Source organism: Streptomyces sp. NPDC004838 (genome assembly GCF_053600955.1).
The window spans coordinates 25,744-40,363 of record NZ_JBSGAW010000019.1 but is presented as its reverse complement, the minus strand read 5'-3'; the positions used below and the strand labels follow the sequence as shown (position 1 = coordinate 40,363).

The window sequence follows — 14,620 nt, the reverse complement described above, 5'->3', positions numbered from 1 at the left end:
TCACCGGTCGACCCTGTGGGGGCGACGGGCCCGCTTCGCGCCTGTGCGGACGGGCGCGCCCGAGCGGAAGCCGAGGGCGGGGGGCGGGGCCGTTCCGTACCGGCCCTCGCCCGCCTCCGGGCTTACCGACTCACGGGCGCCAGACGCTGAGGAGCCCGTCGTACAGCTCCTCGTCCGGGAGGTCGCGGGGGGCCGGGCCGGCGTGGAAGAACGCGGCGTTGTCGACCGTGAGCTTCCGGAGATAGTCGAACGCCTTCGCGTCCCGCTCCCCGAACGCCACGAACTGCCAGAACACCGGCTTGCCCGCGGCGGCGGCCAGCGCGGCGGTGGCGGCGGTCTTCGACTCCGGCGCGCCGTCCGTCTGGAAGACGACGAACGCGGGTGCGGTGGGGTCGGCCTTCGCGTGAAGCGCGAGCACCTCTTCGATGGCCAGGTGGTAGTTCGTACGCCCCATACGGCCGAGGGAGCCGTGCAGCTCGTCCACCTTCCCGGCGTACGAATCTCCGCTCAGCTCACCGGTCCCGTCGACCTCCGTCGAGAAGAACACGACCCCGACGGTCGGGTCGCTGTCGCTGTCGCCGTCGCCGTTCAGCTGCGCCGCGAGCGCGAGAGTCCGTTCCCCGAGGTGCTGGGCACTCCCGTCCTTGTAGTACGGCCTCATCGACCCGGACCTGTCGAGCACGAGGTACACCCGTGCGCGCGCCCCACTGATCCCGGCGCGCTGGAGCGCGGCTCCGGCGGCGGCGTGGGATGCGGCGAGGGGCTCGGGCACGCCCGTGGCGGCGATGGCGTCGACGGCATCGGACGTGGCCGGCGCAGACGCGGTGGTATCGGACGTGGCCGGCGCAGACGCGGCCGGAACGCTGATCTCCGCGTCCGCGTCCGTCCCCGCCTCCGGTTCTGTCTCTGTTTCCGTTTCTGCCTCGGTCGCCGGCTCGGTCTCGGTTTCCGTCTCCGGGTCTGCCACTGCTGCCGTCGCTCGCGGCTGCTCCGGCTCGGGGGCCTGCTCGGGTTCCTGCTCTCGCTCCTGCTGAGCGGGAGCGCTCTCCGCTGCGACGGGAGCGGGGGTGGGCTCGGCGGATTCCGGCTCCACAGCGGGAGCCTCGGCTTCGGTGGGCTCGGCGGGTGCTTCGGCGGGAGGTGCGGCTTCGGCTTCGGCTACCGGCTCCGCCGAGACCGCCTCGGGCTCCGCCGAGGTCTGGACGGCAGGCTCGGCGGGAGCCGAGGGCTCTTCGGCGGCGACGGCCTCGACCTCAGCCGTTGTCTCAGCCGTTGTCTCGGCCTCTGCCTCCGCCGTGGCCTCTGCGTCTGCCTGCGGTTCGTCCGGGTCGCCGGAGGCGGTCTCCGCGCTCGTGGGGACGGGTACGTCCGCTACATCCGCGGCGGGCTCCGCCGGCGCGGGCTCAGGCTCGGTCGGCTGGGCAGGAACGGAAGGCTCGGCGTCCGGGGCGGCTGTCACCGACTCCGGTTCGGCGATCGCCCGGCTTTCTTCGTCGGCTACGGGCGCGGAGTCGCCCTCGCCGGCGGCGGACGCCTCTGTCGTCGCCTGCGCCGGTTCGGCCCCGGCTTCGGGCTCGCCCTCGGCCTCAGCCGCTACCTCGGGCTCGGGCCCAGCCGCTGCCTCGACCTCGGGCTTGGTCTCGACCTTGGCCTCGGGCTCAGGGCTGGCCTCGGGCTCGACCTCGGCCTCACGGCCGGCCTCGGCGACCGCCTTCGCTCCGGACTCGGTCTCGACCGACACCGCTCCGGACTCGGTGGCGGGATTCTCGGAGCCTGCCTCGGGCTCCGCGCCCGGAGCCTGTTCGGAACGGGCCTGCGGCGGGACGGATGCCGTACGCGGGCGGGGCTGCGGGTTGTCGAACGCCGCCGAGACCAGATCCGCCGCGCGGGCCGCCGGAGACACCGACGGAGCCGCGGAGGCCGGCTCCTCGGCGACGGGAGCAGCCACAGCGACGGGAGCATCGGGAACAGCCACAGCGACAGGAGCATCCGGAACAGTCGCGGAGGCATCAGCGACCTCAGCGGCCTCAGTTACCTCAGAAGCCTCCGCGGCCACAGAAGCCTCAGAGGCCACGGCGGGCGTACTCGAAGTGGCTGAATCTGTATGTTCGCCCTGGGGTGGGACGGAGGCTGTCACCGACTCGCTGGGCTCCGAACGGTCGCGACCGAACACCTTGCGCAGCAAACTCCGAATGCCCATGTCGCGAGCCCTTTCGCATGAGTTGAGTGCGGTGATTGTCCGCACTTGGTCCAAGGTTTCCAAGGCATGTCCTGGCCAGGGCGGACACGTAAGGTTAGCGGCCACCCGCCGCCCTGCCCCGCAGGGGCGGCCACCGCCGCCCACTCGTAACCCCGCCGTGCGAGCCGACAGGCCACCCCCGTGGGACAGCGGACCCCGTGGCCGAGACCACACCATCTCGTCGACCGGATTCATTCATCGTTCACCCGGCGTCCGCCGTGTCGCGCACCTTCGCCCCTAACGTCTCGTCCCGGAGATGTCCCGACAGACTGTCGGCGCGCTGCGCGCCGGAGGAGGACGAAGTGCGCAAGTTGCTGCCGTTGCTGAGGACCCCGTCCCATGCGGGCGGGCGTTCGGCGCTCACCTGCCGTTACCGCTGTGGAGACGCCTGTTTCCACGAGGTGCCGAACACCAGCGACAACGAGTACGCGGGCGACATCATCGCCGGTGCTCTTTCCCGGCGTTCGATGGTCCGTGCCGCCGCGGTCGTCACGGTTGCGGCCGCCGCGGGCACGACCGCCGTCGTCGGCCTCGACGGAGGCCAGGCGTCCGCCGCTCCCGCGGCCGGCCTGGACGGCCACCGGGGCAAGACCCCCGGCGGGAGCGCCGACGGCGCCCGCGGACTCCGTTTCGCGCCCGTCGCTCCCAACACCGCCGACCAGGTCACCGTGCCCAGCGGTTACACCCAGGGTGTCGTCATCCGGTGGGGTGACCCCATCCTGCGCGGAGCGCCCTCTTTCAACCCGGACAAGCAGACCGCCAAGGCACAGGCGGGCCAGTTCGGCTACAACAACGATTTCCTCTCCCTGCTCCCGATGCGCGGCGAGCGCGGCCGTCAGGTCATGGTCGCCAACCACGAGTACACGGACGAGATCCTGATGTTCAAGGGATACGATCCGGCCAACCCCACCCGCGAACAGGTCGAGATCGCCTGGGCCGCGCACGGCCTCTCCGTCGTGGTGGTCGAGGAGGAGCGCAAGTCCGGCAAGCTCACGCCCGTCAACGGCCACCAGCTCAACCGCCGCCTCACCGCCACCAGCGAGTTCGAGGTCACCGGACCGGCCGCGGGCAGCGCCCTGCTGAAGACCTCCGCCGACCCGTCCGGCACCAAGGTCCTCGGCACGCTCAACAACTGCGCGGGCGGCACCACGCCCTGGGGCACCACGCTCCACGGCGAGGAGAACTTCAACCAGTACTTCGCCAACGGCTCCAGCGCCACCGACAAGCGCTACGGCATCGGAACCGGCGCCTCCGAGCGCAAGTGGGAGCGGTTCGACAAGCGTTTCGACGTCAAGCAGGAGCCCAACGAGTCCCACCGCTTCGGCTGGGTCGTCGAGCTGGACCCGTACGACCCCGACTTCACGCCCCGTAAGCGCACCGCGCTCGGCCGCTTCAAGCACGAGGCCGCGGAGCCGCGTCTCACCGAGGACGGCCGGCCCGTCGTCTACATGGGCGACGACGAGCGGTTCGACTACCTCTACAAGTTCGTCTCGTCACGGCAGATGCGGAAGGGCGAGTCCCGGGCCGCGCGTGAGCACAACCGCACGCTGCTGGACGAGGGCACCCTCTACGTCGCCAAGCTGACCGGTGACAGCCCGCAGGAGATCGACGGCACGGGCAAGCTGCCCAACGACGGGGAGTTCGACGGTTCCGGCGTCTGGATTCCGCTGGCCACGGGGAACACGTCCCACGTACCCGGCATGACGGCCGACGAGGTGTACGTCTTCACCCGCCTCGCGGGCGACAAGGTCGGCGCCACCAAGATGGACCGTCCCGAGGACGTCGAGCCGTCCCCGCGTACCGGCCGTGTCTATGTGGCCCTGACGAACAACACGGACCGCGGCAAGCCGGGCAAGCCCGCCGCGGACGAGGCCAACCCGGTCAACCTCAACAAGCACGGCCACATCCTGGAGCTGGCCGAGAACTGGGACGACCCGACGAGCGACGGTTTCGCCTGGCGGCTCTTCCTCGTCGCGGGCGACCCGAAGGACCCGTCCACGTACTTCGCGGGCTTCCCGAAGGACAAGGTCAGCCCGATCTCGTGCCCCGACAATGTGGCCTTCGACCCCCACGGCAACCTGTGGATCTCCACGGACGGTGCCAAGCTCGGCTCGCACGACGGCCTCTTCGGCGTCGCCACCCACGGCGAGCGGCGCGGTGAGCTCAAGCAGTTCCTGACCGTCCCGATCGGTGCGGAGACCTGCGGTCCGGTCATCCAGGAGCGTCGCGTCCTGGTCGCGGTCCAGCATCCGGGCGAGATCGACGGCGCGTCCGTCGAGAAGCCCGCGAGCGCGTGGCCGGACGGACCCGGCAAGATCGTCCGCCCGGCGGTCGTGGCCGTCTGGCGCAAGGACGGCGGCGACATCGGCGTCTGAGCCGCCGGCCACGGGGCGGGGGCTTGAGCCTCCCACATCGGGGCCCGGGCCACCCGCGTCGGAGCCTGAGCCTCCCGCATCGGGGCCCGGGCCTCCGGCATCAGAGGTCCGAGCCTCCCGGTCGGGGGCACGAGCCTCCCGCATCGGGGCGGGGCCGATATCCCCCGCCCCGATGCCCTCCGGAGCCGTAGAGTCGAGGCATGGCTTCAGAGGGTCCGTCCACACCGGCAGGCGAGTCCGTGCGCGTCGACGCCTGGATCTGGTCCGTACGTCTCACCAAGACGCGCTCCCAGGCGGCCGCCGCCTGCAAGGCGGGGCACGTCCGCGTCAACGGCGAACGCGTCAAGCCCGCGCACACCCTGCGCACGGGCGACAAGATCCGCCTCTTTCACGCCGGCCGCGAGCGGCTCGTCGTCGTGTCGAAGATCGTCCGGAAGCGGGTGGGCGCGCCGGTGGCCGTCCAGTGTTACGTGGACAACAGCCCGCCGCCCCCGCCGAGGGAGTTCACCGCCCCCATCGCCGTCCGCGACCGAGGCGCAGGCCGCCCCACCAAACGCGACCGCCGCGAACTGGAACGCCTCCAGGGCAACCTCCCCACGTCCTGAGCAGCGCTGTCGGGTCCGCGGGCCGGGGTGGGCGCTGCGGGTTCCGGGCCGGTGCCGAGACCACCCGCCACCGTCGGTTGAGATGGCGGAGTTCACCTTCGGGGTGGAGCCGCTGATCGAGGCGCTGCGCCCGTACGCCCCCGGGAAGGCGGCCGGAGAACCTGTGCCCCGGGGCCGGAGCTGTGCCCCGGAACCGGAGAACCTGTGCCCCGGAAAGCGGAGGAGGGTGTCTGAGTTGTGGCGAGATGTCGCCACTGCGGGGGCTGTGGGAACGAAGTAGCGGAAACTGGAGTCATCACAGGTGAAGGGTGAGGCGGCGTGCTGTGAGCCGCCCGCTCGATCTTGACCGAACGACCGGCTGGCTGACGGCCGACCGGCTGATCGACAGCCGGCCGACGACTGGCTGACCGGTCGCTCGCTGACAGGCGACCAGTAACAGCGACGAGCGACGAGCGACAAGCGCGTCGGGATATCCCACCCGGAGGCCGGATTTGGACAGCTCCCTCTCGACAGCGGCACCAGCCGCGGAGCCGGACGCTCCTGCCCGCCCCCGAGGCGGGCGCCGGCCCGCCGTCTGGCTCGCGGTCCTGCTGCTGCTCGTGCCCACCGTGGTGGCGGCCTGCCGGGTGGCCGACACCGACGCCGTCACCCCCGTGCCGCAACTGCTGGCCTTCCTCCCGTGGCTGCTGCTGCCCGCCGGGGCCGCCCTGCTGCTGGCGCTGTTCGCGCGCTGGCGGACCGGGATGGTCTGGGCGGTGGCGGTGCTCGCCGTCACCGGCTGGTTCGTCCGGCCGTACGACACCGGGCTGGCCGAGGATCCGTCCGGCCAGGTCGTCGCCCGCCTCGAAGTCCTCACGTCGAACGTGGAATTCGGGAACGGCACGGAAGGGCTGCTCGCGACGATCAAGCGTGAGAACCCCGATCTGGTCTTCGTCCAGGAGTGCGCGGCCCAGTGTTCGGACGGGCTCGCCGCACAGGTCTCCCAGGCCGACTACCCCTACCGCAATGTCGTCGAGGGCGATATGGCCTTCGGCTCGGCGATCCTCAGCAAGTACCCGTTGCGCAAGGCGCCCGGCATCGAGTCCACACTCGCCATGCCGGGCTCGGTGGCCGTGATAGCGGACCGGGAAGTGCAGCTTCAGTTGGCGCATCCGCTGCCGCCGATTCCCAGCGGGGTCGACGACTGGCGTCGCGAGCTGGGCCGGATGCGTACCTACGCGGCAGAGACGAAAGACTCCCCGGCCATCGTCGCCGGCGACTTCAACGCCTCTCAGGACCATGCCGCCTTCCGCCGAATAATGGACGCGGGCGATCTGCGCGACAGCGCCGCCCTCGGCGGCGCGTCCCGTACTCCGTCCTGGCCCACCTCCGTGGCACGGCCGCTGGGCACGCAGATCGACCATGTGCTGATCAGCGAGGAGTTCTCGGTGCGGGGAGCCCGCTTCCTGGAGCTGGACAACACGGACCACCGCTCGCTCCTGGTCGAACTGGAACTGCACGACACACGCTGAGACCCCGCACTACGCGCTGAGACCCCGCACTACGCGCTGAGACCCCGCACTACGCGGGGGAATCCGCCCCCTGGGGGCGGGCGGTGGCGGGCTCGGAGGGGCTCGGGTTCCGGCGGGAGTGCCAGAGGAAGAGTGCCGTTGCCGCACCGACCCCCGTGAGCCACCAGGACGCCACGCGGAGAGTCGAGGTGAGGGCGTCGAAGGCGGCGGTGGCGGCGGGGCGGTTCATATGGGCGGGGAGGTCGCCGAGGGTGAGGGCGCGGCCGATGACGACGGTGAGGAGCAGAAGCAGTCCGCCCACCGCGAGGGCCAGGGCGAGGGCGGGGAGGCGGCGGGGCGTGAGGAAGAGGACGATCGTGGCCAGGATCAGAGTGGCCACGGGGAGCCGGATGCCCGCGGTCTGAAGCACGTCGAACACCTCGCGTGCCGCGCCCAGCCGGTCGGAGTCGAGGACCGCGATCCTCGCGCTCCCGACCGGGATCTTGCCGGCGTACGGCACTCCGTCCGCGCTCAGCTGCGCTTTCAGCTGTTCGAGCACCGGCGCCAGATCGATGCTGGCCGTTTCGCCGTTGTGGTGGTTGGTCAACGCCTTCTCCACCGCGGTGTGCGCGGCCTGGTTGACGGAGTTCCACGCGGTTCTGTACGCGTCGGTCGCGGCGAAGGAGATCACCGCGTCGTGCACCACATCCCGCATGGCGTCCGGGACGCCGTCCTGGAAGCCCTCCTGCACGGGCGTCGGGCCGATCCCCTTCATCACCTCATCGGTGATGCGGTCGGCGACCGCGTTCTCCATGGCGCGGTCCGTGGCGAGCGGTGCCATCGCGGTGACGTAGCCGTCCGTGTCGCCGATCTCCCGGTCCGCCCAGACGGCGAGCGCGCTCAGGGGGGTCAGAAGGGCGACGAGGACCACGAGCACTGTCGAGAGGATGCTCCGCACATCTCCATGGAACGCGGGCCGGGGCGCGAGCGCGAGCGGTGCTCCGCCGACCGGGCCCCCGCGTGCCGGGGGCGGGTTCCGGCCCCGTGGTCAGGCCGTACGAGTTGCCGGGCGGGATCCGGAGGTGTGCCCTGAAAGGAGTACGCGAGAAGGAACGAGAGGGAAGGAGCCTCAGCCATGGCTGCACCGGCAACGATGCCCGCCCGACACCACGGCCGTCTCGGCTGGGGGATGCCCATCGCCCTGGGCACGCTCTTCGGCTTCTACGCCGGCTTCCTCCGCCGTACCGGCGAGGCCGTCAGCTGGTGGGACGTCCTCTACGGCGTCGTCGCCGGTCTGATCTTCACCGCGATCGCCTACGGCCTCGGCCGTATCCAGGGTGCTCTTCCGCGCGAGCTGCGCTCCACGGCGTACGCCGTGGTGTGCGGCGTGGCGATCGGCTTTCTGCACAACCTGACCGGGGCCAGTGTGCTCAGGTCGGTGGGGATCGGGCTCGTCTTCGCCGTGGTGATGTGGGTCGTCTCGTTCTACGTCCTCTATACGCATGACAAGTGACCCGTCTACGACAAGTGACCCGTGACAAGTGCCTCGTCCATGCGTCTACCGGGCGGGTGTACGCCGCCTACCGGCGGGACGGGTGACTGACCTACGCGCCCGTACGTGGGACGGGGAACCGGCCCACGCGCCCGTACGCGGGACGGGCGACTCACCGGGCGGCAGAGACGCGCCCCGGCCCTGTCGTGGCGGCCACCCGCCACGACAGGGCCGGAGGGCACGGCCTACGCGTCCTCGAACGAACCGTGACGGCCCGCTCCGCCCGCGAACCGGTCCGCGCCCGACTGGGTCTCCCCGGCGGTGAGCGGGACCAGCCCGTGCCGGTACTCCACGGCCAGCGCCTCCGGCTCGCTCAGCCCGTGCTGTTCCCGCGCCGACAGGCGGTCGCCGCGCATACACAGCTGCGGGAACGCGGCGATCTCGCGCGCCAGCCGTTCGGCGGCGGACCGGGCCTCGCCGACCGGGACCAGGCGGTTGGCGAGGCCCATGGCGTACGCCTCCCGCGCCGGCACCGGGCGGCCGGTGAGGATCATGTCCATGGCCCGGCTCTCACCGATCAGCCGGGGCAGCCGCACGGTGCCGCCGTCCACCAGCGGTACCCCCCAGCGCCGGCAGAACACCCCGAAGACCGCGTCCTCCTCGGCGACCCGCAGATCGCACCAGGCGGCCAGCTCCAGCCCGCCGGCCACCGCATGCCCGGCGACGGCCGCGATGACCGGCTTGGACAGCCGCATCCGGGTGGGGCCCATCGGGCCGTCGCCGTCGGCCAGGACCCGGTTGCCCCGCTCGGTGCCGATCGCCTTGAGATCCGCCCCGGCGCAGAACGTGCCGCCCTCTCCCCAGAGCACGGCGACGGCCGAGTCCGGATCGTCCTCGAACTGCCGGAAGGCGTCGGCGAGCAGCGCGGCGGTCGGTCCGTCCACGGCGTTGCGCACCTCCGGGCGGGAGAGGACGACCGTGAAGACCGGTCCGTTCCGCTCCACCCGAACCGCGGGACTCGAAGTCCGAACCGCGGTACCCGCGGTTTCGTCGGTACTCATTCCTCACTCATCCCCAGTCTTCCCACACAGGGTCACGCCTTCCACAGGGTCACGCCTCGCTCACAGGGTCACGCCTCGTCCTTCCACAGCGGGTCGCGCAGCGCCCGGCGGAGGATCTTGCCGACGGGGGAGTACGGGATCGCGTCGACGAAGTGGACGGCCTTGGGCACCTTGTAGCCGGCCAGCCGTGTGCGTACGTGGTCACGCAGCGCCGCCTCGCTGGTCTCGGCGCCCGGCCGCAGGGTGACGAAGGCGGTGACCGCCTCCACCCAGGTCGGGTCGGGCGCGCTGACGACAGCGCACTGGGCGACCGCCGGATGGGAGGCGAGCGCGTCCTCGACCTCACGGGGATAGACGTTGTAGCCGCCCGTGATGATCATGTCGCTGCTGCGGTCGACCAGGTGCAGATAGCCCCGGTCGTCGAAGCGCGCCAGGTCACGGGTGCGGATCCAGCCGTCGGCGGTGAGGCTCTGGGCGGTCAGTTCGGGCGCGTTGTGGTAGCCCGCCATGGCGAACGGGGCCTTGACCCGTACCTCCCCGATCTCGCCGCGCGCGACGGGGGATCCGTGCTCGTCGGTGAGGACCAGCCGGGCGTCGATCACCGGGTGTCCGGCGGCGCCGAGCAGCTCGCCGCCCTCGGCGTGGTCGTCCCGGTCCAGGACCGTGAGACAGAGAGGCGCCTCGGTCTGCCCGAAGTACTGCACGAACTTGGGTCCCCAAGCGTCCAGGGCGTGCTCGATGAGCGGGCGCGGCATCGGGCTCGCCCCGTAGACGACGGTGTGCAGCCTGCCGAGATCGGCCTTCTCGGCCTTTCCGCCGGCGAAGAGCATGCCGAGCATGGTCGGCACGAGATTGACGGCCGTGACCCCGTACCGGGGGATGGCGTCGAGGTACGCGTCGGGCTCGAAGCCGCTGAGGACGACGGAGGCACCGCCGCGCACCCAGTACGGCAGGACGAAAGTGCCGCTGGCGTGGATGAGCGAGGCGGCGTGCAGCATGACGTCGTCACGGCCCGGCGAGACCAGGTTGGCCAGGATGTTCGCGGTGATCGCGGCATAGCTCGCCTGGGTGTGCTGCGCGGCCTTCAGCGTGCCTGTGGTGCCCGAGGTGTAGAGGATCAGGATCACGTCGTCCGGCTCCGCGCGCAGCATCGGATCGGCCGGGTCGGCCTCCCGCATCGCGGCCATCAGATCGAGGTCCCCCGAGTCCTCGGAGAGGCCGAGGCAGGCCAGTGCCAGTCCGGGGAGGGCGGCCTTGAGCTCCTGGGCGCGTTCGCTCAGTTCCGGCCCGTACACGAGGAGGGTGACCCCGGTGTCCTGGAGCATCCGGGTGTGCTCGGCCGCGGAGAGGCGGCCGTTGAGCGGGACACGGGCGGCGCCCGCCTTGAGGCAGGCGAAGTCGACGGAGACGGACCAGAGCCCGTTTCCGAGGAGGAGGCCCACCCGGTCGCCACGGCTGACACCGAGCCCGGCGAGGACGTGGGCCAGCCGGTTGGCGGCCTCGTCGGCCTCGGCATAGGTGAGTGAACGGTCTTCGAAGTGCACGGCGGTGCGTCCGGCGAAGCGCGCAGCGCCCAGGCGGACCAGGTCTACGGCAAGCATGTTCCGGACGATAACCCCGCAACATACAATCCGTCTAGACTGTTTGTTGTTGGTCTTCTCCTGCCGGTACCTTCAGTGCATGTCCGCGCCGCGCCCCGCCACCCGCCGTACTCAGCAGCAACGCCGGGAGGAGACGCGTCAGCGCCTCCTCGACGCGACCATCGAATGTCTGGTCGACTACGGCTTCGCGGGCACCACCACCCAGCGGGTCCAGGAACGGGCCGGGATCTCCCGGGGCGCGCTCCTGCACCACTTCGCCTCCAAGGCGGATCTGCTGACCGCCGCGACCCACCATGTGGCCGAACTGCGCCTCGCCCATCTGCGCGAAGAGGCGGACGCGGGGAAGCAGACGCGGGAGGAGGGCCTCGCCCTGCTCCGTACGGCGATGTCGGGCCCGTACTTCCTCGCCGGTCTGGAGCTGTGGCTGGCCGCCCGGACCGACCCCCACCTCAAGGCGGCCCTGCTTCCCGCCGAGCGCCAGGTGGGGGCGGCCCAGCGCGCCGTGCTCGCCGAGGTCTTCGGGCCGGACGTGGCCGCGCGCGAGGACTTCGCCCTGCTCTGCGAATCCCTGCTGGTGCTGCACCGGGGCCTCGCACTGACCAGTGTGCTGCGGGACGATCCGGCGTTCGAGGAGCGGTTGCTGAAGATGTGGGCGGAACGTTTCCTGGGGACGGCTTCCTGACGCTGCGGCCCTGACTTCACGGCCCTGATTTCGCTGCCCTGACTTCACGGCCTCGGCTCCCCCGCCACCCACTTCACGACCCTGCCTTCACGGCCCTGAGCTGCTGTTTCTTCCCTCGCGCGCGGTCGCTAGATCTGATCTGGCGACCGCGCGTCGCCGTCTCGCGCCTTATGGGTGAGGGCCGGGGAGTACGACGGAGACCGGCCGAAGACCGAGCGGAGACCAAGCCGAGCGGAGACCAAGCGCAGACCGAGGGGGGGAGGGACCGATGTGGGAGTGTCGGGAGACCTGCGCGTACGGGCGGGAGCGGGACCCGCAGCCGTTGCGCGTCGCCGTCATCATCGGGAGCACGCGCGAAGGACGTCTCGGCGAGAAGGTCGGCCGCTGGTTCACCGAGCGGGCCGCCGGGCGGACGGACCTGGAGCTGTCGGTCATCGACCTGATCGACTTCGACCTCCCGGCGCGCTACCCCGAACAGGCCACCGAGCAGATGTGCGACTTCGCCGCCCGTGTCGGCGACGCCGACGCTTTCGTGGTCGTCACCCCTGAGTACAACCGCTCGTTCCCCGCCTCTCTCAAGCAGGCCATCGACTGCGCCTATGACGAATGGCGTGCAAAACCGATCGCCTTCGTCAGCTACGGCCACGGCTCGTCCGGTCTCTACGCGGTCGAGCAGCTGCGCTCGGTCTTCACCGAGCTGCACACCGTGACCCTGCGCAATGGAGTCTGCATCGACTTCCTCGACGAGCGGTGGGACGTGTGCGAAGGCGCGGCCGATCTGATGCTTGACCAGCTCGGCTGGTGGGGGTTCGCTCTGCGCGAGGCCCGTGCCGCCCGGCCGTACATCTTCTGACCGGCCGACCCGTCCTCCGGGCCCGACCGCCCCGACCGCCCCGACCGTCCGGCCGATGAGTTCCGATGAGTTCCGGCGGCCGGCGGAGTCGAAACCCCAACCCCGCCCAAAGAGACTTTCGATTTTGAAGGACCAAGGAAACAGGGAATCCGACTGATGAGTACAGAACTGGCAATCGAGACCAAGGGCCTGGTGAAGGTCTTCGGCGAGAACCGGGCCGTCGACGGAGTCGATCTCGCCGTCCCCGCCGGCACGGTCTACGGCGTCCTCGGCCCGAACGGCGCCGGAAAGACCACCACGGTCAAGATGCTCGCCACCCTGCTGCGGCCCGACGGCGGCGAGGCCCGTGTCTTCGGCAAGGACGTGCGGAAGGACGCGGACGCCGTCCGCAGCAGGGTCAGCCTCACCGGCCAGTACGCGTCGGTGGACGAGGACCTCACCGGTGCGGAGAACCTGGTGCTGCTGGGGCGGCTCCTCGGCCACTCCAAGCAGGCGGCCCGGATCCGCACCGAGCAGCTCCTCGAAGCCTTCGGTCTCGCCGGGGCGAGCGATAAACAGGTGAAGAACTACTCGGGCGGCATGCGGCGCCGCATCGACATCGCCGCCTCCATCCTGAACACCCCCGATCTGCTCTTCCTCGACGAGCCGACGACCGGTCTCGACCCGCGCAGCCGCAATCAGGTCTGGGACATCGTGCGCGCGGTCGTCGCCCAGGGCACCACCGTGCTGCTGACCACGCAGTATCTGGACGAGGCCGATCAGCTGGCGTCCCGTATCGCCGTGATCGACCACGGAAAGGTGATCGCGGAGGGCACCAAGGGCGAGCTGAAGGCATCGGTCGGCTCGGGGACGGTCCATCTGCGGCTGCGGGACGCCGAGCAGCGGGCCGAGGCGGAACGGGTGCTCGCCCTGGCCCTGGAGGCCGAGGTCGTGCTGGACTCCGACCCGCTCGCCCTCACCGCCAGGGTGAACGGCCACGGCAGCGGGCTGGACGCCACGGAGCAGGCCGCGCGGGCGCTCGCCGAGCTGGCCCGTACCGGCATCACCGTCGACAACTTCGCGCTGGGACAGCCCAGCCTGGACGAGGTCTTCCTCGCCCTGACCGACAAGAAGGGGGCGGCGGCATGAGCACCGCGACCACGACCAAGGACATCGACGACGTCGCTCTCGCAGCGCCCAAGGCCGAGGACCTGGCCGCACTGCTGGTGAGCAAGGAGCGACCACCGCGGCCGAGCGCGCTCTCCGCCTCCATCACCTTCGGCTGGCGGGCCATGCTCAAGATCAAGCATGTGCCGGAGCAGCTCTTCGATGTGACGGCCTTCCCGATCATGATGGTCCTGATGTACGCGTATCTCTTCGGAGGGGCGCTGGCCGGCTCGGTCTCGGAGTACATCCAGTTCCTGCTGCCCGGCATCCTCGCCATGAGCGTCGTGATGATCACGATGTACACGGGTGTCGCCATCAACACGGACATCACCAAGGGCGTCTTCGACCGGTTCCGTACGCTGCCGATCTGGCGGCCGTCCCCGATGGTCGGCTATCTGCTCGGCGACGCCATCCGCTACCTCATCGCCTCCGTGGTGATGCTCACCGTCGGCATGATCATCGGCTACCGGCCGGACGGCGGGTTCGTCGGCGTGGTGCTCGGTGTCGCGCTGCTGATGGTCTTCGCGTTCAGCTTCTCCTGGATCTGGACGATGTTCGGGCTGCTGCTGCGCACCGAGAAGTCGGTGATGGGCGTCAGCATGATGGTGATCTTCCCGCTGACGTTCCTGAGCAATGTCTTCGTCGACCCCAAGACCATGCCGGGCTGGCTCCAGGCGTTCGTCAACAACAGCCCCGTGAGCCACGTTTCCACGGCGGTCCGGGAGCTGATGGCGGGCGAGTGGCCGACGGCGGACATCGCATGGTCGCTGGGCTGGTCAGGGCTGTTCGTGGTCGTCTTCGGGGCGATCACCATGCGGCTCTACAACCGCAAGTAAGGCGGGTAAGCGGAGTGCGGGGCATGGGCGTCGGGGCCTTGGGACGGCAGTGGTCCCGACGCCTCCGTGTTTCCCGGGAGCCACTCGCGAGGTTCGACCGCGGGTGCGGGTGCGGGTGCGGGTTCGGTGCCGGGCTCGCGTGCCGGGGTCCCGACCGGCCCCCAGGTGCTTCAGGAGCCCCTCGGTGATCCCCTGGAGATTCCGGCTGCCGGTCGTCCCCGCCGGCCGGATCCGGTGCTC

Annotated in this window: 12 protein-coding genes; 8 read left to right on the top strand and 4 right to left on the bottom strand. The window is 70.8% G+C overall.

Translation table 11 applies throughout. The annotated features are described in order from the left end of the window. Positions 1–130: 130 nt before the first annotated feature. The gene (locus ACWEFL_RS21650) at positions 131–1,948 is read right to left on the bottom strand and encodes a VWA domain-containing protein (protein WP_451715013.1); all 1,818 of its coding nucleotides are present in this window, start codon (positions 1,946–1,948) and stop codon (positions 131–133) included. A 593-nt stretch (positions 1,949–2,541) separates the two neighbouring features. Between ACWEFL_RS21650 and ACWEFL_RS21645 the strand changes: the two genes are divergently transcribed. The 3 genes from ACWEFL_RS21645 to ACWEFL_RS21635 all read left to right on the top strand — a co-directional run bounded on the left by ACWEFL_RS21645 (position 2,542) and on the right by ACWEFL_RS21635 (position 6,730). Then, complete coding sequence (locus tag ACWEFL_RS21645) at positions 2,542–4,614, top strand: PhoX family protein (protein WP_451715010.1); 2,073 nt, start codon at positions 2,542–2,544, stop codon at positions 4,612–4,614. Between the two features lie 200 nt (positions 4,615–4,814). Further along, entirely contained in the window at positions 4,815–5,219 is a 405-nt protein-coding gene (locus ACWEFL_RS21640; protein ID WP_451715007.1) for an RNA-binding S4 domain-containing protein, read from the top strand. 491 nt (positions 5,220–5,710) lie between these two features. Beyond that, positions 5,711–6,730: an endonuclease/exonuclease/phosphatase family protein gene (locus ACWEFL_RS21635; protein ID WP_451715004.1), complete on the top strand. Its 1,020-nt coding sequence runs from the start codon at positions 5,711–5,713 to the stop codon at positions 6,728–6,730. A 49-nt stretch (positions 6,731–6,779) separates the two neighbouring features. Here the strand turns inward: ACWEFL_RS21635 and ACWEFL_RS21630 are convergent, their stop codons facing one another. After that, positions 6,780–7,667, bottom strand: a complete 888-nt coding sequence (locus tag ACWEFL_RS21630) for a hypothetical protein (protein WP_451715002.1) — start codon at positions 7,665–7,667, stop codon at positions 6,780–6,782. Positions 7,668–7,844: 177 nt separating this feature from the next. On the opposite strand from ACWEFL_RS21630, the gene ACWEFL_RS21625 reads away from it, so the two are divergent. Further along, the gene (locus tag ACWEFL_RS21625) at positions 7,845–8,222 is read left to right on the top strand and encodes a hypothetical protein (RefSeq protein ID WP_451714999.1); all 378 of its coding nucleotides are present in this window, start codon (positions 7,845–7,847) and stop codon (positions 8,220–8,222) included. A gap of 224 nt (positions 8,223–8,446) precedes the next feature. Here ACWEFL_RS21625 and ACWEFL_RS21620 read toward each other — a convergent pair whose 3' ends face one another. After that, complete coding sequence (locus tag ACWEFL_RS21620) at positions 8,447–9,262, bottom strand: crotonase/enoyl-CoA hydratase family protein (protein WP_451714996.1); 816 nt, start codon at positions 9,260–9,262, stop codon at positions 8,447–8,449. Positions 9,263–9,330: 68 nt separating this feature from the next. Continuing rightward, positions 9,331–10,863 carry a class I adenylate-forming enzyme family protein gene (locus ACWEFL_RS21615; protein ID WP_451714993.1) on the bottom strand — a complete coding sequence of 511 codons (1,533 nt, stop codon included), beginning with the start codon at positions 10,861–10,863 and terminating at the stop codon, positions 9,331–9,333. A 79-nt stretch (positions 10,864–10,942) separates the two neighbouring features. Between ACWEFL_RS21615 and ACWEFL_RS21610 the strand changes: the two genes are divergently transcribed. From ACWEFL_RS21610 to ACWEFL_RS21595, 4 genes are all read left to right on the top strand, one after another. After that, entirely contained in the window at positions 10,943–11,545 is a 603-nt protein-coding gene (locus tag ACWEFL_RS21610) for a TetR/AcrR family transcriptional regulator (RefSeq protein WP_451714990.1), read from the top strand. A 268-nt stretch (positions 11,546–11,813) separates the two neighbouring features. After that, on the top strand, positions 11,814–12,398 hold the full coding sequence (locus tag ACWEFL_RS21605; RefSeq protein ID WP_451714987.1) for an NADPH-dependent FMN reductase: 585 nt from the start codon (positions 11,814–11,816) through the stop codon (positions 12,396–12,398). 156 nt (positions 12,399–12,554) lie between these two features. Continuing rightward, on the top strand, positions 12,555–13,526 hold the full coding sequence (locus tag ACWEFL_RS21600; RefSeq protein WP_451714985.1) for an ATP-binding cassette domain-containing protein: 972 nt from the start codon (positions 12,555–12,557) through the stop codon (positions 13,524–13,526). Continuing rightward, a complete protein-coding gene (locus tag ACWEFL_RS21595; protein ID WP_451714983.1) occupies positions 13,523–14,380 on the top strand; it encodes an ABC transporter permease in 858 nt (285 codons plus the stop codon). The genes ACWEFL_RS21600 and ACWEFL_RS21595 overlap by 4 nt, the downstream gene beginning before the upstream one ends. The last annotated feature ends 240 nt before the right edge of the window (positions 14,381–14,620 follow it).